Here is a 20,590-nt window from a genome sequence, read left to right as displayed (position 1 = left end):
AACAAGCATGGGTGGTATCAGTATTTGGCAATTGTTAATCATTGCACTGATCATTGTTCTTTTGTTCGGAACAAAAAAACTTCGTACTCTAGGCGGCGACCTAGGTTCTGCAGTTAAAGGTTTCAAAAAAGCAATCAGCGATGATGAAGCAGCTGCAGCAGCACCTGCTGCGAAAAAAGAGTCAGACAACGATGCTGACTTTGAACAAAAGAAAATTGCTGACGAACAAAAGCCAGCGGATCAGACGACAACTAATCAAAAAGACAAAGAGCAGGTTTAAGACGTGTTTGATATCGGGTTCTGGGAGTTAGTACTGATCTCCGTGGTGGGATTAGTAGTACTGGGGCCAGAACGTCTACCCGTTGCGATTCGTACGGTATCGCAGTGGATAGGTGCTGCTCGTAATATGGCAAACTCGGTGAAAGATGAATTGTCTCAGGAACTGAAAATTCAGGAACTGCAAGCCAATTTAAAAAAAGCCGAACAAATGGGAATGAAGGACTTAGCGCCTGAATTGCAAGACTCTGTTGATGAGCTTAAAAAAGCGGCTTCAGATGTTCAGCGCCCCTATGCTGATAAAGACGAGCAAACCTCAGCAACGACTTCACAAAAGCAGGAATAAATTACATCACTATGTCAAAAGTCGAAGATACGCAGCCGCTATTTAGTCATTTACTTGAACTACGTACGCGACTTTTGCGTTCTATCATAAGTGTACTGGTGGTTTTTCTATGTTTAGTATGGTTTTCCAATGATATCTATGCCTTCTTAGCTGCACCATTAGTAGAGCGAATGCCTGCCGGTGCAACTATGATCGCTACAGACGTTGCTTCACCGTTCTTTACACCGATAAAACTGACCTTAGTAACCTCAGTGTTTATTGCTGTGCCAATGATTTTGTATCAAGTCTGGGGTTTTATTGCTCCAGGTTTATACAAACATGAACGCAAGCTAATTATGCCATTGTTGTTTTCCAGCTCATTGCTGTTTTACGCCGGTGTCGCATTTGCTTATTACGTTGTGTTTCCATTGGTCTTTAAGTTCTTCACCAGTGTCGCCCCTCAAGGGGTAGAGGTGGCAACAGATATTTCGAACTATCTCGATTTCGTCCTCGCGCTATTTATGGCGTTTGGCATCGCTTTTGAAATTCCTGTTGCTATTATTCTGTTGTGTTGGACTGGTGCGACTGATCCGGAATCTCTACGTAGTAAACGTCCTTATATTATCGTAGGTGCGTTTGTTGTTGGTATGCTGTTAACACCGCCTGATATTGTTTCTCAGACCTTGTTGGCTGTACCTATGTGTTTATTGTTTGAAGTTGGCTTATTCTTCTCACGTTTTTATGTGCGTGATAATGATGAGTTGGATGATAGCGAGCACGAAGAGCAGCAGTAAATAGTACTTTGTACTATGTGATGATGAAAAAAACCGACCTAATCGTCGGTTTTTTTATATCTTGAATATGGGTTTGGCACAGAATGGATCGGCTCGATATACTGAGTGACACATAGTGCTGTGTAGAGAATGGATAAACAGATGATAGATATTGGTGTTAACTTAACAAACAACCGTTTTGATAAAGATCGTGCGGACGTGATCACGCGTGCTCAAGAAGCGGGTGTGAAGCATTTAATAATTACGGGCACCAGTATTGAAGAGAGCATTGAAGCGCAACAAATGGCGCAGCAATGGCCGAACTACTGTTACTCAACCGCTGGCGTTCATCCGCATGATGCAAAATCTGTCTCCGATCTTTTGTTACCAGAAATTCGTTCACTAGCAGCAGAGCCTGAAGTAGTAGCAATTGGTGAATGTGGGCTCGACTTCAACCGCGACTTTTCTCCTCGTCCACAGCAAGAAGCAGTATTTGAAGCACAATTAGCCTTAGCGGCAGAGTTACAATTACCCGTTTTTATGCATTGCCGAGATGCGCATGAGCGTTTCATTGAAATCCTTATCCCTTGGCGAGAGAAATTACCGGCGGCAGTGCTGCATTGTTTTACTGGCTCTGAGCAAGAGCTAAAAGCATGCTTAGCGCTAGATTTACACATTGGTATTACGGGGTGGGTATGTGATGAGCGTCGTGGTCAAGAGCTACGTCAAGTCGTGCGTCATATTCCCGCCAACCGCTTAATGATTGAAACCGATTGCCCATATTTATTGCCTCGAGACTATCGTCCGAAGCCAAAATCGAGTCGCAATGAACCCAAGTTTTTGCCGCATATTGCCGCGGTGATAGCTGAGTGTCGTGGTGAAACACCTGAGCAAGTTATGATGCAGTCAGAGGCGAATAGTCTGGCTTTTTTTTCGATTTAAGCCACATTGGTCAGTCTGAGTGATATTATCTAATCCTATTTTTTAGCAAGGAGTTTGTCGTGTCAGTATCTATTCAAGGTGCGTTTCCTGGTCGTCGTATGCGTCGGATCCGTAAGCATGATTTTAGTCGTCGTCTAATGTCAGAAAATCAATTATCTGTGAATGATTTGATTTATCCGATGTTTGTTTTGATGGGTAAAAATCGTCGTGAAACGGTTGACTCAATGCCGGGTATTGAGCGCTTATCTATTGATTTGTTACTTGAAGAGGCGGCATATCTTGCGAAACTAGGTATTCCTGCGATTGCCTTATTCCCTGTTGTGTCTCAAGAGTTTAAATCAGAGTTAGCAGAAGAAGCTTATAATCCAGAAGGCTTAGTACAAACGGCGGTGCGTGCACTTAAATCGCATGTGCCTGAGCTTGGTGTTATTACCGATGTCGCATTAGATCCGTTCACCATTCATGGTCAAGACGGCATCATTGATGATGAAGGCTATGTTTTAAATGATATTACGACAGATATTTTAATCAAGCAGGCGCTATCTCATGCTGAAGCTGGTGCTGATATCGTTGCCCCGTCTGACATGATGGATGGTCGTATTGGTGTAATTCGTGAAGCATTAGAAAATGCAGGTTATATCAATACCCAAATCATGGCGTACTCTGCTAAATATGCATCGAATTACTATGGCCCATTCCGTGACGCTGTCGGTTCATCTGGCAACTTAAAAGGCGGCGATAAGAAAACTTACCAAATGGATCCTGCGAACAGTGATGAAGCTTTGCACGAAGTGGCAATGGACATCAATGAAGGCGCAGATATGGTAATGGTAAAACCGGGTATGCCATACCTTGATATAGTTCGTCGTGTGAAGAGTGAGTTGCAAGTACCAACGTATGCTTACCAAGTGTCTGGTGAGTATGCGATGCACATGGCTGCGATTCAAAATGGTTGGCTAAAAGAGCGTGAAACCATTATGGAATCACTATTGTGTTTTAAACGTGCAGGTGCTGATGGGGTATTAACTTACTTTGCGAAAACCGTCGCTGAATGGTTAGCTCAAGATGCTGCTGAGCGCGCTGAATGTTTACAGCAGAAGCCTGAGTAAACGTTATTCCTAATATAAAAAAGCGAGCATGGTGCTCGCTTTTTTAATATCAGTAAAACACCTATCAGGGTTTTACATTGCGGTTGATCGGATTTTGTAATGAGATAAGCGTTTCAGTGGATTGCACTTCATCAATGGCTTGGAGCTTATCAATCAGCACGTATTGCAGCTCTTCAATGGAATGGCACATCAATTTGACAAAAATGTTGTACGCCCCAGTGGTGTAATAAGCTTCAACCACTTCATCAAGCTCATTTAGTTTTGCTAATGCAGAATGATAATCACGGGCGGCATTCAAATTAATACCAATAAAACAGCAAACGTCATAGCCCAATAACTTAGGGTTAATGATCACTTCCGTCCCCGTTATAATTTCTGCAGCCCGCATTTTTTCTACTCGTACGTGCACGGTAGCAGGACTGACATTAAATCGCTTCGCCATTTCAGCGTAAGGAATACGAGCATCATTCATTAAGGCATTAAGGATATCGCGATCTAAGTCGTCGATACGAATGGATGGTGTCATAGGTGATCCTTTTACTATGCGAGGGATTTATTTTTATCGTTGTATCTTATACTTATCTGATGGTGTGATACCAGAGCAAAGGATGATTTGTAGTGCTATAATCCGCGCCCTATGATCGGATGTGAAATGTCACGCCCAGATGTTGTTTTTATATCGGAGATTGCTGTGCAGCTTGCCTTAGTTTGTGAAGTTCCTGAACGTCAGCCTGAATTAGATCAATTAGCCGCTCGTTGGGGCTTAAGCCATGATGAAAATAGCAGCTTTGCTTTAGTCCTTACCGCTGAGCAATTAGAGCTTCGTAAGCTTGATGAACCTAAGCTCGGTGCAGTTTCTGTCGATTTAGTTAGCGGTGCTGTCGCTCATCGCCGTAAATTTGGTGGTGGTCGAGGCCAAGCAATAGCAAAAGCAGTTGGACTCAAAGGCGGTATTAGCCCTACCGTGTTAGATGCGACAGCTGGTCTTGGTCGAGATGCTTTTGTCTTGGCAACACTCGGTTGTAAAGTTCAGTTGGTTGAGCGTCATCCTGTGGTAGCTGCATTATTAGATGATGGCTTAGCACGAGCAAAAGCCGATCCTGAAATTGGCGGTTGGGTAAGTGAGCGTATGCAATTGCTCCATGCTTCGAGTCATGATGCTTTGGTCAATTTAGCCGATGATCCTGATTTTGTCGCACCGGATGTGGTGTACCTTGATCCTATGTATCCACATAAGAAAAAGTCCGCTTTAGTTAAAAAAGAAATGCGCGTTTTTCAAACCTTAGTGGGTGCAGATTTAGATGCCGATGGTTTATTTGAGCCTGCATATGCGCTGGCAACAAAACGGGTCGTGGTTAAGCGTCCCGATTATGCTGAATTTCTTGCTCAAGCGAAGCCCTCAATGGCGATTGAAACTAAAAAGAACCGATTTGATATTTATGTAAAAGCGGCAATGAAAGCCTAAGTGGTTGTTGCAAATAAATAGTTACAAATAGGGACAATAAAATCTTATTGCTTTTCTGGAATTACGAATCATTATCGTTTAATGTTGATAAAAAGGTTCGTTGTTGGCTAGAGGAGCATTCATGGCTAAGACCTTGTGTAAATATCGCCGAGCAGAAATTGTCGATCAGTTTGCGACAATTAGTAAGATTGTCAGCGAACCAAATTTCATGTGTTCAAGTTGTACGAGAGTCGCAAGTGACAAAGAGTATTTGTGTAAGCCAAGCCGATTAACCAATGCGGTTAAGGCTGCTCCTCGTGTTGCGAAATTATCGATTCCGTCAGCCCCTCTGCCTATGATGGCAATGAAAACACCGAATGTGCATAATTTGCCAGCTCCTACAGCTGTGGGGCAAAGCCATATCGAAATGGTTGCGGTGGTCGAAGAAGAAGCGTTAGCGCCTGATAGCTTAAAGTTAAAGCAAGCTAAGAAATTGAAGAAACTAGCGAAAAAGAAAAATAAACAATTAAAGAAAGCGGCGAAAACAGTTAAGAAATTTGAAAAGCAATTGAAGAAAGCAAAACTTGCGCTTGGATTGTGATGAATACGATAAAATAAAAAAGCCTCCGAATTGGAGGCTTTTTTTGATTTCGTATTAGTCAGCGTTTTTAATTAGTACTGCGGTCATTACGCATACAATTACTGAAACTACGATACCAGAAACAATTAACCAAGGAAGCATATCCATAGCTTAGTTATCCAAATGTTAAGGAAATCGAAAGGCTATTGAATCGTGTTTATGCGATCGGAGCAATGGTTTGGATATATCTTGAGATGACTGTTTACACCTTGAAACATTTTATTGTTAAAAGTGTTATTTGTCTTTTATTTGACGAAAAAAAAGCGCCCACAGAGGGGCGCTTTTTCGGTTATTTATTTGATTAAGCTTGCTTACTTGGCTGTGCTAATTCGAGTGCTTGACGAGAGGCTGCCGCAGCACCTTGCTTGTCGTCTAACTGCTCTAGCGTTGCGACTAAGTGAGCGTAGTCTGTCATATCAGGACGAACCGCAACAGCTCTTTCAAAATGCTCTTTTGCTTCTTGCCAGTTACCTTCCGCCATTAACATTTGCCCCAATGCACTGTGCGTGACGGCATTATTGCCGTCTTGGCGCAATAGCTCTTTTAGCTTTACAATGGCAGGATGACGATCGGGTAGATTTAGCTGAGGTACAAGGCTGATCAAGCGCTCATCTTGGCTCTTTTTAAGTGCATCACGTAAAATTGGGTAAGCATCGCTATCGGCATGACGTGCCATCATTTGTTTGATGAAGCATGCCACAAGCGCTGGATTCTGCTTATCTTTACGTCCCATGTTATTCCAGTATCCCACTAAGCCATCAGTACCATTTTGCTGACCAAGGTGCTGCATTTGGCCACATTGTGCTTGCTCATCAAGGACAGCTGCTTCTTCTTGACTGATCACGCCTGCTTTCATTAGCTGTGGCAGTAAAGTTAGCAGTGATTTCCAATCTTCCAGCTTTAAGTAGCACTCTTGAAGTAGACCTAACACGATAGGATTGCGTGCATGATCTTGTTGTACTTCTTGTAATGTTGCCAGTGCTTGTTCAAATTGCTGTTGGCGGATTTGAAGCTTGGCACGGGTGAGTGCAACCGCAAGGTTTTGGCTATCAAGCTCAGCAGCTTGTTTCAAGTACTCATCACGTTGCTCGGTTTTACCTAGTCCTTGTGCGGCCTCTGCAGCCGCAAGGTAGTTAAGAAGTGGCGCATCGCTGAATTTAGCCGATTTAGTTAATAGCTTTTCAGCGGGTTTCCAATCACCTTCTGTTACTTTTAATAGGCCTTCTGACGTTTGGATACGTGCTTTGCGAACTTTACGCCCACTAAACCAACCACGGGTTGAGCTACTGATTGAAAAGACGCGTTTTAGAATAAATTCAAGTAATAAGAAAACGGCAAACAATGCAACGATTAATACTACGAGTGTTGTTAGGCTCATCTCAATGGTTTGATTTGCCGTTGAGATCAACACATAACCTTGATTACCAGCGAGCTCGGGGCCAACAATAATACCGGCGATCAGTGCCAGTACCAATAACAATAATTTAATCATTATTTGGCCTCCACTGTGGTTACCGTATTGTAAGTGACTGTCGCGTTATTCTTACCTTTAATCGATGTTTCAGCGGGTTGCGTTACTGTTGTTTCAAGTTTCGCTTGGGCTGGCTTTTTTTCTACTGCTGGCGCTTCTGTTTCCGGTGTCGGTTTTACTGCTGGTTTAGTCTGCTTTACAGGTTGTGCCTGCGCATCATCTAATGTCGCCATTTTATTACGTAGCACTTGATTGACGAGCTTAGTAATTAATGCCTGAGATTGCAGCTTCTCTGGGTAGTTCACTGTGATTTGCTGTTGGGCTAATTGATCAAGGCTCTTAATAAAGCTTTGCGTTAGCGGTGAAGACATATCGTAATATTGTTCAGCCCACTTCTTCGCGGTATCAAGAGAGATCTTATAAACATCACCTTGCTCACGGTAAACCGCATCAATTGCGACTTCTAACTTGTTTTTGATATTTTGCTGTAAGTAGAAATCTTGTTGTGGTGAAAGCAGGGGAACAACATTGCCATCACGCTTACGATAAGTAATGAAGTGTTCGCCAAAGTTTTTCAACGATGTCAGCAAATTATCTTTCCAATCATTCACCGATTGACTCACGGTTTGTGATTGGGGTTCATCTACTGCTTTTGGCAAAATAGCATTAGCTAAAGGTAAGTTATCAACACTATTTTCAAGACTTGTTAAGCGTAGCACTATGCCATCACGGTCAACGTGAGTCAGTGATTTTAATGTTGTAATGTCATTGCTCATTGCTTGGCGTAGGTTCTTCAAGCTTGGGTCATTCATTTCTGCGATACGATGATCAGCAGACTCAAGCAATAACGTTGCACTGGTGACATCATGCTCTAACCAGAGTTTACGTCCTGCCATTTTCACAAGGTAATCCGCTTCGGCTAGGAGCCAATCGTTCGGACTATTGCCTTTTAGCTCTGTGACTGTGGTCTGCAGAGCTGCAATCGATTTTTGCTGTTGGCTTAGGCTAACTTCAGCACTGCGTAATCCGCCATTAATAAGAGTAATGGTTTCTTTTTGATCGTTTTGCATCGCGGCTTTCATGCTAGCAATTTGTTGTTGTAGCGCCTCAATACGCTGTTGCTGCTGCAATCCCTGCTGATGACCGTGATAGTAAAGCCCACCACCGAGTGCGATAACTAATGCAATCGCAATCAACCCTGTTTTGCTACCTGATTTTTTTTCAGATTTCTCTGTTTTTGCTGGTGCTTTAGGTTGTTCTTTGGTTGCTTTTTTTGGCGCTTCTTTAGCCGGAGTAGGCGTTGTTGCCGTGGTTGGCTTGTCCTGCTTTGGCTGTTCTGCTGCGGTGTTGTTGTTAGATTTGTCTGTCATCCTAATTATTCCGTTTAGCTAAAGTTGCTTAGGAACGTGAAGAGTGCATGATTGGAGGCACTGCCCACGGTGGAAATATTCATAAAGCCAAGCGTTGTTGCTTGCTCGGCCACACGTTGACTTGGGACGAGAAGGTGGCAATTGAGAAACCAAGTCAAATGTTGAGTTGGGATCCTTGTTGTTAAAAATACTAGTTGTTCAGCACTGGTAATAACAAGAGTATCCAGCTGTTGATGTTGCCATTGTGCCACTAATTTCTCGCCATCGAGATCAAGCCAACATCGCTGATACGTTTCGCAATAGTTGACTACTGCATGGCGTGCCGTTAATGCTTGGTGGATCAACTCTCTGCCACCATTCCCTCGCAATATAAGGATGTTACGATCCGTAACGTGTGCGAGTTCGGGTAAGGCTAATAATCCTTCGCTATCACAGCGGTGTTCAGGAGATAATACTCGCTGTCCGCTCAATTTTGTCAATGTTGCGGCAGTTTTATGACCAACAGCTATATAATGCACGTTTTTTGGCCATGCTGCACCTTGCGATACTAAGTAATCGTGCGCAAATGTTACCGCATGATGGCTTACAGCAATAATATAATCATTGGCTTTTAATGCATTGATTTGTAGCAATAACGAAGAAAGTCCATCACCGGCTTTTAAGGTTAATAGCGGTTGGGCTATTGCGCTGATCGCCGCAGCATTGAGTTGCTCTGCCAATTGATAACAATCGGGGGCAGGGCGGGTGATCAGCACTGTCATTACGCGTTACCGTATAATCGATTTAAAATATCGCGAGCACCATCGTTAAGCAGTTGCTCTGCGAGAGTTTCTCCCAATTGCTCTGCTTGCTCGATTGGTCCACGAATTTCAGCGCGTACAATCTTACTGCCATCAGGTTCACCGACTAATGCGCGTAGCCAGATTTGGTCGCCTTCAAGCTCTGCGTAACTACCAATTGGCACCTGACAGCCGCCTTGTAGGTAGTTATTCATTGCACGCTCACACAATACGCGTGTTGTGGTGGCTTGATCACTTAAGGCAGCTAACAATTGACGAACACGTGTGTCATCGAGACGACACTCAATCCCCACGGCGCCTTGGCCAACAGCAGGTAAACTCACTTCTGGTGTAATTTCGCTGCGAATACGGTCTTCCATTTTTAGACGTTTAAGGCCAGCACAGGCAAGAATAATCGCATCGTATTGACCTTCATCCATCTTACGTAAGCGAGTATTAACATTACCACGTAGATCGTTGACGATAAGATCAGGGCGTTGGGCGCGTAATTGACACTGACGACGTAAGCTAGAAGTACCAACAATAGCACCTTGAGGTAGCTCATCAATATTGTTGTATTTATTTGAGACAAACGCATCACGAGGATCTTCACGCTCACAGATGGTTACAAGGCCTAGGCCTTCAGGAAACTCAACGGGTACATCCTTCATTGAGTGAACCGCGATATCTGCACGGCCTTCAAGCATAGCGACTTCAAGCTCTTTTACGAATAGCCCCTTACCACCCACTTTAGCCAGTGGAGTATCTAAAATGATATCGCCTTTTGTGATCATCGGAACAAGCTCGACAATAATGCCTGGATGGGCTTGTTCTAGCTCTGCTTTAACGAATTCAGCTTGCCACATAGCGAGTGGGCTTTTACGTGTAGCAATACGGATTGGTTGATTACTCATAAGTATTGGGGATCCATAATGAAGATTCTATTTTCTATTAAGCACATCGTACCATTAGCATCGTCTGGATGATAATTTGCTTAATCATTTGAGTATATGCATACGATCATGTTGCTAATAGTTTAAAAAAATGTGATATTAATCACATCGACCTTAAATGATAGAATGATGATTCGCTGGCAACTGGCGGTTATTCATCATTGTACTAATTTGAGGTAATAGTTTAAGGATGAATCACACAGAATTGTCGCATTACCTGACTTGGCATTATCTTTACCAAGGGTATTAAAAGTGTTACATTGATCACGTTTTTGCTCATATTTAACACAGCTCAAATGATCCTAAGGGTGATATTTGGGGTGCTTCAACTCTGTTAGCTCTTGGAAGAGTAATTTGCAAAATTATATTAAGACGCTGAAAGGCAGGCTAGATTCATTGACTGAGCTTCGTATTGAACGAGCACGGTTAGCGATGAATGCTCAATCAGTACAAGTATTTGACTTGTTGCCTGTCTTACTTCATTACAATCACCCTGCTTTACCGGGTTATCTTGACCAACCGGTAGCTCAAGGGATCGCGAAATTTGTTGTGACTGATGTCCAGCAACAATTCGTTGATGATTGCGCCCATTCTGCCGAACTCTCGGTCGATCCCCTATTGCTTGAGATAAATGACTGCCCAATCACTGGCTTGTATGCCATGGGAAGTACCTCATCAATGGGACAAAGCCTAACCAGTGATCTTGATATTTGGGTTTGTATCCGAACTTCATTGACACCAGCAGAACGTAGTGCACTTGACAGCAAGTGTAGCCTTGTGTCGCAGTGGGCAATGGAGCAAGGGGTTGAAGCGAATTTCTTTCTTATTGATGAGAATCGATTCCGTCATAACTTCTCTGAAGCGATGACCGGTGAAAACTGTGGTTCTAGCCAGCATTTATTATTATTAGATGAATTCTATCGCTCTGCCGTTTGTTTGGCAGGGTTGCCATTATTGTGGTTTATGGTGCCGCCAGAAATGGAAGAGTGCTATGACCAATATATGGCGTACTTAATTGATGAAGATTACATTAATCTTGATGAGTGGATTGATTTTGGTGGTCTAACGCGTATTCCTGCCGAAGAGTATTTTGGTTCAAGTTTATGGCAGTTATATAAAAGTATCGACTCACCGTATAAGTCAGTGCTCAAAGCCATTTTGCTTGAAGCTTACTCATGGGAATACCCGCATACTCAACTTTTAAGCCTTGATGGTAAGCGTCGCTTCTTTGCTGAAGACCGCAGTGAATACTGTATGGATGCGTACTATTTAATGTTGGAAAAAGTCACGCGCTATCTTGAGCGAATTGATGATCATCGTCGTCTTGATTTAGTGCGTCGTTGCTTCTATTTAAAAACCCATGAAAAGCTATCTCGTGAACCAAGTGCCGGCTCTGTGCCTTGGCGTCGTCGTGTTCTCAAGCACTTAACTGAGCAGTGGCAATGGACAGACTCGGTGATTAATGAACTTGATCATCGTCGTGATTGGAAAGTGACACAAGTTAAAGAGGCACATAACGAATTATTAGATGCGTTAATGCTAAGTTATCGTAACTTAATCCGTTTTGCGCGTCGTAATAATATTACCTCTGCGATCAGTCCTGAAGATATCAGTATTTTGGCGCGTAAGTTATATGCGGCATTTGAGGTACTTCCAGGTAAAGTCACTTTACTTAATCCACAGATCTCACCGGATTTACATGAAGAAGATATCACCTTTATTCAGGTGCCTGAGGGGCGTACGAATGCTGCTGGTTGGTATCTTTATAAACAGCCCATCGATCCCTTGTTAATTATGGGACAACCGGCTCTTGAGCATAACCGTTACTTATCTAAGTTGGTCGCTTGGAGCTATTTTAATGGTTTATTAACGGAATCAACGCACCTTCATACCGTGGTACGTGATGCAGATTTTGATTTAGATAAGCTCTATCAGTTGGTGAGTGATATTCGAAATACCTTCCCAATTCGCCGTCCGAATCCAAGTTTACAAGCGTTATCGAGCCCGTGTGAGATTCGTCAGTTAGGGTTATTCATTAATTTAGAAAATGATCCAACCAATGAGCTGAAAAACCGCTCGGTACGGTTTGATTTTAAAACTACCGATATTTTCAGTTATGGCCCAGAACAGAAATGTTTAGTTGGCAGCGTCGATCTGATTTATCGCAACTCGTGGAATGAAGTGCGCACGCTTAACTTTAGCGGCGATAATGCCATGTTAGATGCACTGAAAACCATGCTTGGGAAGATGCACCATGATGCGATCCCACCTGAAGCGGTTGATGTATTCTGCTATAGCAAGCACATGCGTGGTTTGATCCGTAATTTAGTATATCAGTTAGTGGCTGAATGTATTGAAATGCGCTTAAAACCGGTTGAAGAAGAAAAGCGTCGTCGATTTAAAGCGATCCGCATTGCAGAAGAAACCTTTGGCTTATTCTTTGAGCGTCGTGGTGTTTCTGTTCAACGGTTAGAAAACCCAGTTGATTTCTACAGTTGCATTTCATCGAATAAAGTCAGTGAAGTGCCTCATGTTGTGATGGGTAAAATGGACGAACCTCATCCTCCACAAATAGTGGATGCTTATGCGAGTGAAGGTTTGATCCAGTTCTTCTTTGAAGATTGTGAGCAGGGCTACAACATCTATATCTTAGATGAAACCAACCAGATGGAAGTGTACCGTCAATGTAGTGGTAATAAAGATGAGATGGTACATGGGGTTAATCGTTTTTACACTTCGGCGCAAGACCGTTTTAGTGCGACTAACTTCATTAACTTTAATTTACCCCAGTTCTACGATATCGTGCATTGCGACAACGGTAAATTACAAGTATTGCCATTTAAGAGTGGTCAAATGCCGCGTCCAAAGCCCGATGTCGATCCCAATTCAACTGGGATGCTTAACAGTTAATACCGTGTATTGACATGACAATAAAAAGCCTTCAGATGTGAAGGCTTTTTTTATCGGTAGTTCATGACAATAAATATCTTATTTACCATTCAACCGCTTCACCAGCATGAAGGCTGCATTCTTTTTTAAGCAGTGAAAATAGCTCTTCATCACTGCGGGTACAACGCCATTCCGTGCCATTATATTTGAAATGATAACCGCCTGATTTTGAAGCTAACCAGAGTTCATGTAATGGCTCTTGGCGGTTAATTACGATCTGGCTGCGGTTAGCAAACTCGAGTGTTAATACATTACCCGTTGTCTCTGGCTCAATGTCGGCACCGGATTCATCGATACCTTCTTCGATTTGCATTAGTGCTAAATCAGCTAATTGGTGAAATTCAGTGTCATTCATCTTATTGTGTCCTATTGCTTTTCCTGTTCTTGGTGCGATTATAGAGGGCATTGGTTTGATAATCACTGGCTTTGAATTATGCGTAAAGGTTTATTAGCAATTTTTGTGTTAGCGACCCTAACATTAGCGGGATGTGGACAGAGTGGTGCTCTCTACATGCCAAAAGATGCACCACAGCAAGAGCAAGCAAAGTAAAAAATAAATAAACACTGAGTTAAACAGTGTCGCCATTGAAAGCAGCTACTTAACAGGGAAGAAAAACATTGGATTACTTTAACTACCAGCAAAATAATCAATTATGGGCTGAAAATGTGCCATTAGCACAATTGGCTGAGCAATACGGTACACCTTTGTATGTGTATTCACGTGCAACGTTAGAGCGCCACTGGAAAGCATTTGATGAGGCGGTTGCGACGCACCCTCATTTAATTTGTTATGCCGTTAAAGCGAATTCTAACCTTGGGGTATTAAATGTTCTTGCTCGTCTTGGCTCTGGCTTTGATATTGTGTCACAAGGTGAATTAGAGCGTGTGATTGCCGCTGGTGGTGATCCGGCAAAAGTGGTGTTCTCAGGTGTCGGTAAAACGGCGGCTGAAATGCAGCGTGCACTAGAGCTTGGGATCAAATGCTTCAATGTTGAGTCTGAACCTGAATTAGAGCGTCTAAATAGCGTTGCTGAAGAGCTAGGCGTTACAGCGCCTATTTCATTGCGTATTAACCCTGATGTTGATGCGAAAACGCATCCTTACATCTCAACAGGATTACGTGATAATAAGTTCGGTATTGTGTTTGATCGCGCGGTGGAAGTGTATCGCCTAGCACATAGCCTGCCACATTTACAGGTTGTTGGTATGGATTGTCATATCGGCTCTCAGTTAACTGATATTACTCCATTTATTGATGCTACCGATCGTTTATTGGCGTTGGTTGATGAGTTAAAAGCCGAAGGCATTCATATTCAGCACCTTGATTTAGGCGGTGGTCTAGGGGTGACTTACAATGATGAGCAACCACCACAACCTGCAGATTATGCTTCGGCATTACTCGCCCGATTAGAAAACTATCCTGATTTGGAGCTGATTTTTGAGCCAGGACGCGCTATTGCTGCGAATGCGGGTGTATTACTGACAAAAGTTGAGTTTCTAAAGCATACTGAACATAAAAACTTCGCCATTGTTGATGCGGCAATGAATGATTTAATTCGTCCGACGTTATATTCAGCGTGGCAAGACATTGTGCCGGTTAGCCCGCGTCAGGGTGAAGCGCATGTCTACGATTTAGTTGGACCTATTTGTGAAACCGGTGACTTTATCGGTAAAGATCGCAGTTTATGTTTAGCGCAAGGTGATTTATTAGCAGTTCGTTCAGCAGGCGCTTATGGCTTTGTGATGGCATCGAATTACAATACCCGTGCTCGTGCGGCTGAAATTATGGTCGACGGTGAACAGGCTCATGTTGTTCGTGAGCGTGAAACGCTAGCGCAACTGTGGCAACTAGAACAGATTATTCAGTAATCATGGCTGCGATGAAATGAAAAAAATTAAGGAACATCATGCAGATTAACTTTTCCAAAATGCATGGGTTAGGCAATGACTTTGTTGTTGTTGACTGCGTGACACAAAATGTATTTTTTTCACCTGATGCGATCCGCCGTTTGGCGGATCGACATCGTGGTATCGGCTTTGACCAACTGTTAGTGGTTGAACCGCCTTATGATCCTGAAACGGATTTTCATTACCGTATTTTTAATGCTGATGGTAGTGAAGTCGAACAATGTGGTAACGGTGCCCGTTGTTTTGCCCGTTTTGTTTCAATGAAAGGGTTAACCAATAAATACCATATTTCGGTGAGTACAAAAGCAGGGAAAATGTTGCTGAAACTTGAAAATGATAATCAGGTGACAGTGAATATGGGCGTGCCGATCTTTGAACCGAGCAAGATCCCGATGAAAGCTAAACAGGCTGAAAAAACCTATATTTTACGTGCAGGTGAGCACACGCTTTTCTGTGGCGCGGCAAGTATGGGGAATCCGCACTGTGTAACGATGGTTGATGATGTTGATACTGCCGATGTCGATACATTAGGCCCGTTATTAGAATCCCATGAACGTTTTCCTGAGCGTGTTAATGCTGGCTTTATGCAAGTGCTCGATCGCAATAACGTGCGTTTGCGCGTTTATGAGCGTGGTGCGGGTGAAACGCAAGCTTGTGGTAGCGGTGCCTGTGCGGCGGTTGCGATTGGGCGAGTGCAAGGTTTGCTGGATGAAAATGTAAAAGTTTCTCTACCTGGTGGTGATTTATATATTCGTTGGGCGGGGGAAGGTAAACCATTATTTATGACCGGCCCTGCCGCTCACGTTTTTGACGGACAATTTATTCAATGACAACACATTCTCAGCAAACTTGTTCATCAGGGGATGACTTGAATGAGGTGCTGAATGAGCAAGCAGTTGTAACTTACTTGCGCAATAATCCCACTTTTTTTTCACGTCAATCGGAGTGGTTGAGTGAGGTGCGGATCCCTCATCAAGAGCGTGGTACCGTCTCTCTGGTTGATATTCAATTAGAGCGACTACGACTACGGATCGCCGAGCTTGAGCAACAACATGCCACGTTACTCGCCAATGCAACCAAAAGTGGTGAGTTATCGGTCTTGTTCTCTAATGCTCAAGTACAATTATTACAATGCCATAATATTTATCAGGTACTGACGATTATTGATACCTTAGCGGCGCAATTGGATCTTTCTGTTTGTCTTCGCTTGTTTGATAGCGAAGATAAGTTGTTATATCTCGAACGTCGCCAATTTAACGATTTTTATCGTTCTCGTTTAATTCAAGATCGTCCGTATTTAGGCCGCTTACGTCGTCCTGAAGCTGAATTGTTATATAGCCATCCGCCGCAGTTAGGATCGTTTATTGTGTTGCCATTAGGTCGATCGGCTGCCAATGGTGTATTGAGTTTTGCGAGCGCAGATGGTGGACATTTTCAACCCGAAATGGACACCTTGTTTGTTGAGCAGTTAGCAACAACCATTAGTTACCTGATAGAGCATTGGCAATATACCCGTGAGGTTATTGACTAATATGTTGCCCCGCAGCTTGGAACAACCACTTGAACGTTTCTACGAATATTTACGTAGTGAACGTGAACTAAGCTTACATACTCAGCAAAATTATAAGCGTCAGCTAACGCGTATTGCTGAACAATTGGTCGAATTGAGCGTCGATAATTGGCAGCAAGTGGATGCCGGTTGGGTTCGTCAAATCGCCAGTAAAGGGATGCGAGATGGCTTAAAGGCGAGTAGCCTTGCGATGCGCTTATCAGCCTTGCGAAGTTTTTTTGATTTTTTAGTCCACCAAAATGTTTTAAAAGCCAACCCTGCAAAAGGCGTTGCGGCGCCACGAAAAGCACGTCCATTACCCAAGAATTTGGATGTGGATGAAATGAATCAATTGTTGGATGTTAACGATGATGATCCATTAGCAATTCGTGATCGCGCAATGATGGAATTGATGTACGGTGCAGGGTTACGTTTAGCCGAGTTGGTTGGTATTGATGTGCGTCATATCAGTTTAAGCAAAGGCGACTTACGGGTAATTGGTAAGGGCGATAAAGAAAGGGTGGTTCCTTTCTCTGGCCTTGCTCGTGAATGGGTAGCGAAATGGCTGAAGTTGCGTGATAATCTTGCTCAAGCAGAAGAGCCAGCACTGTTTGTGTCTAAATTAGGCACGCGTATTTCGACTCGAAATGTGCAGAAAAGAATGGCGGAATGGGGACAAAAACAGGCAGTATCAAGCCACATTAACCCCCATAAACTACGTCACAGTTTTGCGACACATATGTTGGAATCGAGCGGCGATTTACGTGCAGTACAAGAGCTTTTAGGTCACGCAAATTTATCGACAACCCAAATCTATACTCATTTGGATTTTCAGCATTTAGCGAAAGTGTATGATGAAGCACATCCTCGTGCTAAGCGTAATAAATAACATTGACTGCTACGTATCAATACAGAGAAATTATGCATTTTTACCGCCAATTAACGCCAATTAGTGCCTTAACTTTTGATCTTGACGATACCTTATACGATAACCGTCCGGTGATTGTTCGTGCTGAACAAGCAATGCTTGACTGGTTAACGCAGATCTTACCGTCACGTATCATAATTGATAAAACCGTTTGGTCATCGCTTAAATCGCAATTAGCGATGCTAGATCCAATGCTCAAACATGATGTCAGTTTGTGGCGATATGAAACCATTAAAATAGGTTTAATGCAGCTAGGGTTTCGTCTATCAGAGGCAGAAATTTTAGCGCAGCAGGGGTTAGATACTGTACTGGCTGTTCGCAACCAAGTCGATGTTCCTGCAGAAACGCATCGAGTATTACAACAATTAAGTGATCATTTTCCGCTAGTCGGGCTAACAAATGGTAATGTTGATGCAGAAAAAATTGGCTTAGCGACATATTTTGTCGAGGTGTTTCAAGCGGGCAAAGATGGTTTAGCAAAACCTGAGGCAGATTTATTTAACCTTGCGGTTAATACCCTAAATGTACCAGCCGCGACAATCTTACATGTTGGTGATCATCTTATTACCGATGTAAAAGGCGCGAAACAGCATGGCTTTCAAGCGTGTTGGTTTAACGATCAACAAAAATTGATTCAGCAGCAATCGCAAGCGTTGATTCTACCCGATGTAGAAATTACGCAATTGGCGCAGCTGCTTGAGATTGTCGGATTAGAGCAGTAAAAAAAGCGACCATGGGTCGCTTTTTTATTGCGTATAGCATATTAAAACACGATCGATATTTAGAAAGAATGGTGAAGGTGGCCACGATTAAATAAGTGATCAAAAGACAGACTTCCCGCCCCCCAGATCACATTGGTGAGTAGCATCATTCCCCACAGTTGGTGATCATAAAATCCTTTTTCCCAAAGTGCGGGATAGGAAATGACTGCCATGACGTTAAATCCAAAAAGTACGAATGCCATCGGGCGAGTAAATAGCCCCAGCGTGAGAAAAATAGGGATAAAGACTTCAACCGCAGTACCAATATATGCCGCCCAGTGCCATGGTAATAAAGGTACATGATACTCGTATTCAAAAAGGTATAAGGTGCTGTCCCAGCTTGAGTATTTGATCATGCCAGATTGAAAAAATACCCATGCAACCCAGAGACGAGTAAAGAGCAGCACAAGTGGGATAAAAGGGGTCGTTAGCCGTGAGAAAAAAGGGTCGATACTGCGAATAAAACTATCCATCGTTTGCCTCCACGATATCGTCGGTGAGTTGATATTCAAATAATAAAGGTAGTTGTTCAAGCATCTGTGGAGAGGCTTGTTGAAGTGATTTTTGTTGTTGGCAGTGAATGATTAACGCCTTGAGATCTGAAGAGATAACCTGCGTTAATATTTCGTTGCCACGTAATTGAATAACCACGGTTTGTGGCTGATCAATATCTAGTGCTGCCAATGGATCATCAGCGCTAGAAAACGCTGATGCGTGATGGTTGAGCCTTTCACCCTCTACAATATGCCACAAATCCCCGACACTATACTGGCTGGTCAAAACATAGGTTGCCGTAGGAATATGAAAATAGCTTTGTCCAAAGGCATCGGCATTTTCTGAATTTTGAAGGTGTTGTAATTTTTCAAATGGAAAACCGTGTTGTTGTGACGGCATGCGGCTGACAATATCTCGGTACCATTCGAGTTGAGCGAGATCCGATAAATACGGTAAGGCTTTGTTGATGGTTTCATTATTTGCAATAGTGTGATGAAACCCTTCACCGTAATGGCTCACATCGCCTTGGGTTAAGGGAGAATGCAGTATGTGTAATCGTGCCAGTTGAACAAAACAGTCATGGCCGATCATCGCCAAGACTGCGGGATACGTTGCCGAAAGAATATCGGTTAAACTCAAAATAAAATTATTTCGATAAATTTGTAGGTGTTGCTCGGCACTAAAGCTGGTGGCTTTTATCGTTGTAGATGCATGACTGTGTTTGTATTGCAGCGCATCGGAAAAGGCGCTTTGGAGCTGGTGCAGTTCATTGTTGACGGCATATTTCATGGTGATGTTCTCGTTGAAGGAACGCGTTCGCTTTAGCCGCTTCAGCAAGGAGTATCTCTAATGATGGTAACTCTGCATCCCACTCTATTAAGGTTGGAGTATGCTTACCATTTTGCTGTATCCATTGACGATAAAGTTTCCATACAGGCTCACTTACCGGCTTACTATGGGTATCAATCCATATTTCCCCTTCAGGGAATTGTTTAACCGTAAAGCCTGCAAGGTGGATCTCTTTTACCGTATCGGGATTGATGGCATCTAAATAAGTTTGGCAATCAAACTGATGGTTAAAGCTATTGACGTAAAGATTGTTTAAATCTAATAACAAGCCACATCCTGTGCGTTGTTGAACGGCAGTTAGAAACTCCCATTCCGGTATAACTGAGTGCTTAAAACTGAGATAGCTCGATGGGTTTTCAATTAATAATTGTCTGTTGAGGTAATCTTGCACTTGTTCGACATGCGTACAGAAAACATCAAGCGCTTCTTCGGTATAAGGCAGAGGAAGTAAATCGTTAAAGTATTGACCGTTAACTGAACTCCAACTGAGGTGATCTGAAACCGCAAAAGGATTAACAACGTCAATGAGTTGTTTCAGTTGCTTTAAATGCTCACGGTTAATCGGATCGACTGAGCCAAGGGATAGCCCAATACCATGACAACTCATCGGGTAATGCTCGATGATGGCTAACAGTTGTTGATATTGAGGCGAATGGCGGTTGAAATAGTTTTCACTATGAATCTCAAGCCAGCCAATATCCGGACGTTGCGCGATAATCGGTTGGTGATGAGGTGAGCGTAAACCCACCCCAACCATATCCGTTAATAATGGATAGCTCATTATGCAGACTCTGTTGAACCACCATGAAGGCGATCGCAAAGCCCTTTAGGCATCGCAATGAAGGCATCTTTTTGACCATCTTCTTTCGCTGAGCCTGCACATGATGTTGTTTTGGTTGCGCAGTCATTTTTTCCTGCTTTCGCCACCCCATAACATTTTTCTTTTGCTTCGCCAGCAACGGCAGAAGTTGAGGCTACTGTACCTGCTAATGCGATAAGACCTGTCATGGCTGATGCGAGTGCAAGTTTGTTTACGTTGTTCATGATGAAATCCTCTTGAGATATAACT

At 43.1% G+C, this 20,590-nt stretch carries 24 protein-coding genes; 14 read left to right on the top strand and 10 right to left on the bottom strand.

The genetic code is table 11. The features are described 5' to 3' along the window. Positions 1–7: 7 nt before the first annotated feature. The 5 genes from tatA to hemB all read left to right on the top strand — a co-directional run bounded on the left by tatA (position 8) and on the right by hemB (position 3,425). The gene (gene tatA, locus C9J42_RS17785; RefSeq protein WP_045084591.1) at positions 8–280 is read left to right on the top strand and encodes a Sec-independent protein translocase subunit TatA; all 273 of its coding nucleotides are present in this window, start codon (positions 8–10) and stop codon (positions 278–280) included. A gap of 3 nt (positions 281–283) precedes the next feature. Further along, positions 284–622 (top strand): Sec-independent protein translocase protein TatB, encoded by a 339-nt coding sequence (gene tatB, locus C9J42_RS17780; RefSeq protein WP_107207819.1) that lies wholly within the window; start codon positions 284–286, stop codon positions 620–622. Between the two features lie 11 nt (positions 623–633). Then, a complete protein-coding gene (tatC, locus tag C9J42_RS17775; protein ID WP_105061471.1) occupies positions 634–1,395 on the top strand; it encodes a Sec-independent protein translocase subunit TatC in 762 nt (253 codons plus the stop codon). A gap of 141 nt (positions 1,396–1,536) precedes the next feature. Beyond that, positions 1,537–2,316, top strand: a complete 780-nt coding sequence (gene tatD / locus C9J42_RS17770) for a 3'-5' ssDNA/RNA exonuclease TatD (RefSeq protein ID WP_199187120.1) — start codon at positions 1,537–1,539, stop codon at positions 2,314–2,316. Positions 2,317–2,375: 59 nt separating this feature from the next. Beyond that, a complete protein-coding gene (gene hemB / locus C9J42_RS17765) occupies positions 2,376–3,425 on the top strand; it encodes a porphobilinogen synthase (RefSeq protein ID WP_107261190.1) in 1,050 nt (349 codons plus the stop codon). A 64-nt stretch (positions 3,426–3,489) separates the two neighbouring features. Here the strand turns inward: hemB and asnC are convergent, their stop codons facing one another. Then, positions 3,490–3,951 (bottom strand): transcriptional regulator AsnC, encoded by a 462-nt coding sequence (gene asnC / locus C9J42_RS17760; protein WP_005372443.1) that lies wholly within the window; start codon positions 3,949–3,951, stop codon positions 3,490–3,492. Positions 3,952–4,116: 165 nt separating this feature from the next. Here asnC and C9J42_RS17755 point away from each other — a divergent pair, with 165 nt between their 5' ends. Together C9J42_RS17755 and C9J42_RS17750 are read left to right on the top strand one after the other, a co-directional pair. Further along, positions 4,117–4,890 carry a class I SAM-dependent methyltransferase gene (locus C9J42_RS17755; RefSeq protein WP_045084598.1) on the top strand — a complete coding sequence of 258 codons (774 nt, stop codon included), beginning with the start codon at positions 4,117–4,119 and terminating at the stop codon, positions 4,888–4,890. A gap of 121 nt (positions 4,891–5,011) precedes the next feature. Next, positions 5,012–5,470, top strand: coding sequence for a hypothetical protein (locus C9J42_RS17750; RefSeq protein WP_107207816.1), 459 nt, complete (start codon positions 5,012–5,014; stop codon positions 5,468–5,470). A 340-nt stretch (positions 5,471–5,810) separates the two neighbouring features. On the opposite strand, the gene C9J42_RS17745 is transcribed toward C9J42_RS17750, so the two are convergent. Genes C9J42_RS17745 through hemC form a run of 4 tightly spaced genes read right to left on the bottom strand, consistent with a single transcriptional unit; the run spans position 5,811 to position 10,043 of the window. Continuing rightward, positions 5,811–7,001, bottom strand: a complete 1,191-nt coding sequence (locus tag C9J42_RS17745) for a heme biosynthesis protein HemY (protein WP_107207815.1) — start codon at positions 6,999–7,001, stop codon at positions 5,811–5,813. Then, positions 7,001–8,350, bottom strand: a complete 1,350-nt coding sequence (hemX, locus tag C9J42_RS17740) for a uroporphyrinogen-III C-methyltransferase (protein WP_107261188.1) — start codon at positions 8,348–8,350, stop codon at positions 7,001–7,003. The genes C9J42_RS17745 and hemX overlap by 1 nt, the downstream gene beginning before the upstream one ends. Positions 8,351–8,364: 14 nt before the next feature. Further along, entirely contained in the window at positions 8,365–9,111 is a 747-nt protein-coding gene (locus C9J42_RS17735) for a uroporphyrinogen-III synthase (RefSeq protein ID WP_107207813.1), read from the bottom strand. After that, positions 9,111–10,043 (bottom strand): hydroxymethylbilane synthase, encoded by a 933-nt coding sequence (hemC, locus tag C9J42_RS17730; RefSeq protein ID WP_107207812.1) that lies wholly within the window; start codon positions 10,041–10,043, stop codon positions 9,111–9,113. The genes C9J42_RS17735 and hemC overlap by 1 nt, the downstream gene beginning before the upstream one ends. A 393-nt stretch (positions 10,044–10,436) precedes the next feature. Here hemC and C9J42_RS17725 point away from each other — a divergent pair, with 393 nt between their 5' ends. Then, positions 10,437–12,992 carry a class I adenylate cyclase gene (locus C9J42_RS17725; protein WP_107207811.1) on the top strand — a complete coding sequence of 852 codons (2,556 nt, stop codon included), beginning with the start codon at positions 10,437–10,439 and terminating at the stop codon, positions 12,990–12,992. Between the two features lie 82 nt (positions 12,993–13,074). Here the strand turns inward: C9J42_RS17725 and cyaY are convergent, their stop codons facing one another. Beyond that, positions 13,075–13,386, bottom strand: coding sequence for an iron donor protein CyaY (gene cyaY / locus C9J42_RS17720; RefSeq protein ID WP_005372465.1), 312 nt, complete (start codon positions 13,384–13,386; stop codon positions 13,075–13,077). 78 nt (positions 13,387–13,464) lie between these two features. Here cyaY and C9J42_RS17715 point away from each other — a divergent pair, with 78 nt between their 5' ends. The 6 genes from C9J42_RS17715 (at position 13,465) to yigB (ending at position 18,138) form a co-directional block, all read left to right on the top strand. After that, complete coding sequence (locus C9J42_RS17715; protein ID WP_107207810.1) at positions 13,465–13,581, top strand: lipoprotein; 117 nt, start codon at positions 13,465–13,467, stop codon at positions 13,579–13,581. A 68-nt stretch (positions 13,582–13,649) separates the two neighbouring features. After that, positions 13,650–14,900 (top strand): diaminopimelate decarboxylase, encoded by a 1,251-nt coding sequence (gene lysA, locus C9J42_RS17710; protein WP_107207809.1) that lies wholly within the window; start codon positions 13,650–13,652, stop codon positions 14,898–14,900. Between the two features lie 38 nt (positions 14,901–14,938). Then, complete coding sequence (gene dapF / locus C9J42_RS17705) at positions 14,939–15,769, top strand: diaminopimelate epimerase (RefSeq protein WP_107207808.1); 831 nt, start codon at positions 14,939–14,941, stop codon at positions 15,767–15,769. Then, positions 15,766–16,470, top strand: coding sequence for a DUF484 family protein (locus C9J42_RS17700; protein WP_107247549.1), 705 nt, complete (start codon positions 15,766–15,768; stop codon positions 16,468–16,470). Before dapF ends, C9J42_RS17700 begins: the two co-directional genes overlap by 4 nt. Before the next feature lies 1 nt (position 16,471). Further along, positions 16,472–17,377 (top strand): tyrosine recombinase XerC, encoded by a 906-nt coding sequence (gene xerC, locus C9J42_RS17695; protein ID WP_107247548.1) that lies wholly within the window; start codon positions 16,472–16,474, stop codon positions 17,375–17,377. Between the two features lie 32 nt (positions 17,378–17,409). Beyond that, entirely contained in the window at positions 17,410–18,138 is a 729-nt protein-coding gene (yigB, locus tag C9J42_RS17690) for a 5-amino-6-(5-phospho-D-ribitylamino)uracil phosphatase YigB (protein WP_107302215.1), read from the top strand. A gap of 59 nt (positions 18,139–18,197) precedes the next feature. Here the strand turns inward: yigB and C9J42_RS17685 are convergent, their stop codons facing one another. From C9J42_RS17685 to C9J42_RS17670, 4 genes are read right to left on the bottom strand one after another with little or no spacing between them, the layout of a single operon-like run. Further along, positions 18,198–18,650 carry a DoxX family protein gene (locus C9J42_RS17685; protein ID WP_107287859.1) on the bottom strand — a complete coding sequence of 151 codons (453 nt, stop codon included), beginning with the start codon at positions 18,648–18,650 and terminating at the stop codon, positions 18,198–18,200. Beyond that, complete coding sequence (locus tag C9J42_RS17680; RefSeq protein WP_107287858.1) at positions 18,643–19,461, bottom strand: DNA-binding domain-containing protein; 819 nt, start codon at positions 19,459–19,461, stop codon at positions 18,643–18,645. The genes C9J42_RS17685 and C9J42_RS17680 overlap by 8 nt, the downstream gene beginning before the upstream one ends. Then, the gene (locus C9J42_RS17675) at positions 19,439–20,302 is read right to left on the bottom strand and encodes a DUF692 domain-containing protein (RefSeq protein WP_107287857.1); all 864 of its coding nucleotides are present in this window, start codon (positions 20,300–20,302) and stop codon (positions 19,439–19,441) included. The genes C9J42_RS17680 and C9J42_RS17675 overlap by 23 nt, the downstream gene beginning before the upstream one ends. Then, entirely contained in the window at positions 20,302–20,565 is a 264-nt protein-coding gene (locus C9J42_RS17670) for a DUF2282 domain-containing protein (protein WP_045084575.1), read from the bottom strand. Before C9J42_RS17670 ends, C9J42_RS17675 begins: the two co-directional genes overlap by 1 nt. Positions 20,566–20,590 lie beyond the last annotated feature (25 nt).

This window comes from Photobacterium sp. GB-56, assembly GCF_003026105.1.
GTDB lineage: Bacteria > Pseudomonadota > Gammaproteobacteria > Enterobacterales > Vibrionaceae > Photobacterium.
The sequence above is the reverse complement of the archived record's forward strand: the minus strand, read 5'-3'. Positions and strand labels throughout refer to the sequence as shown.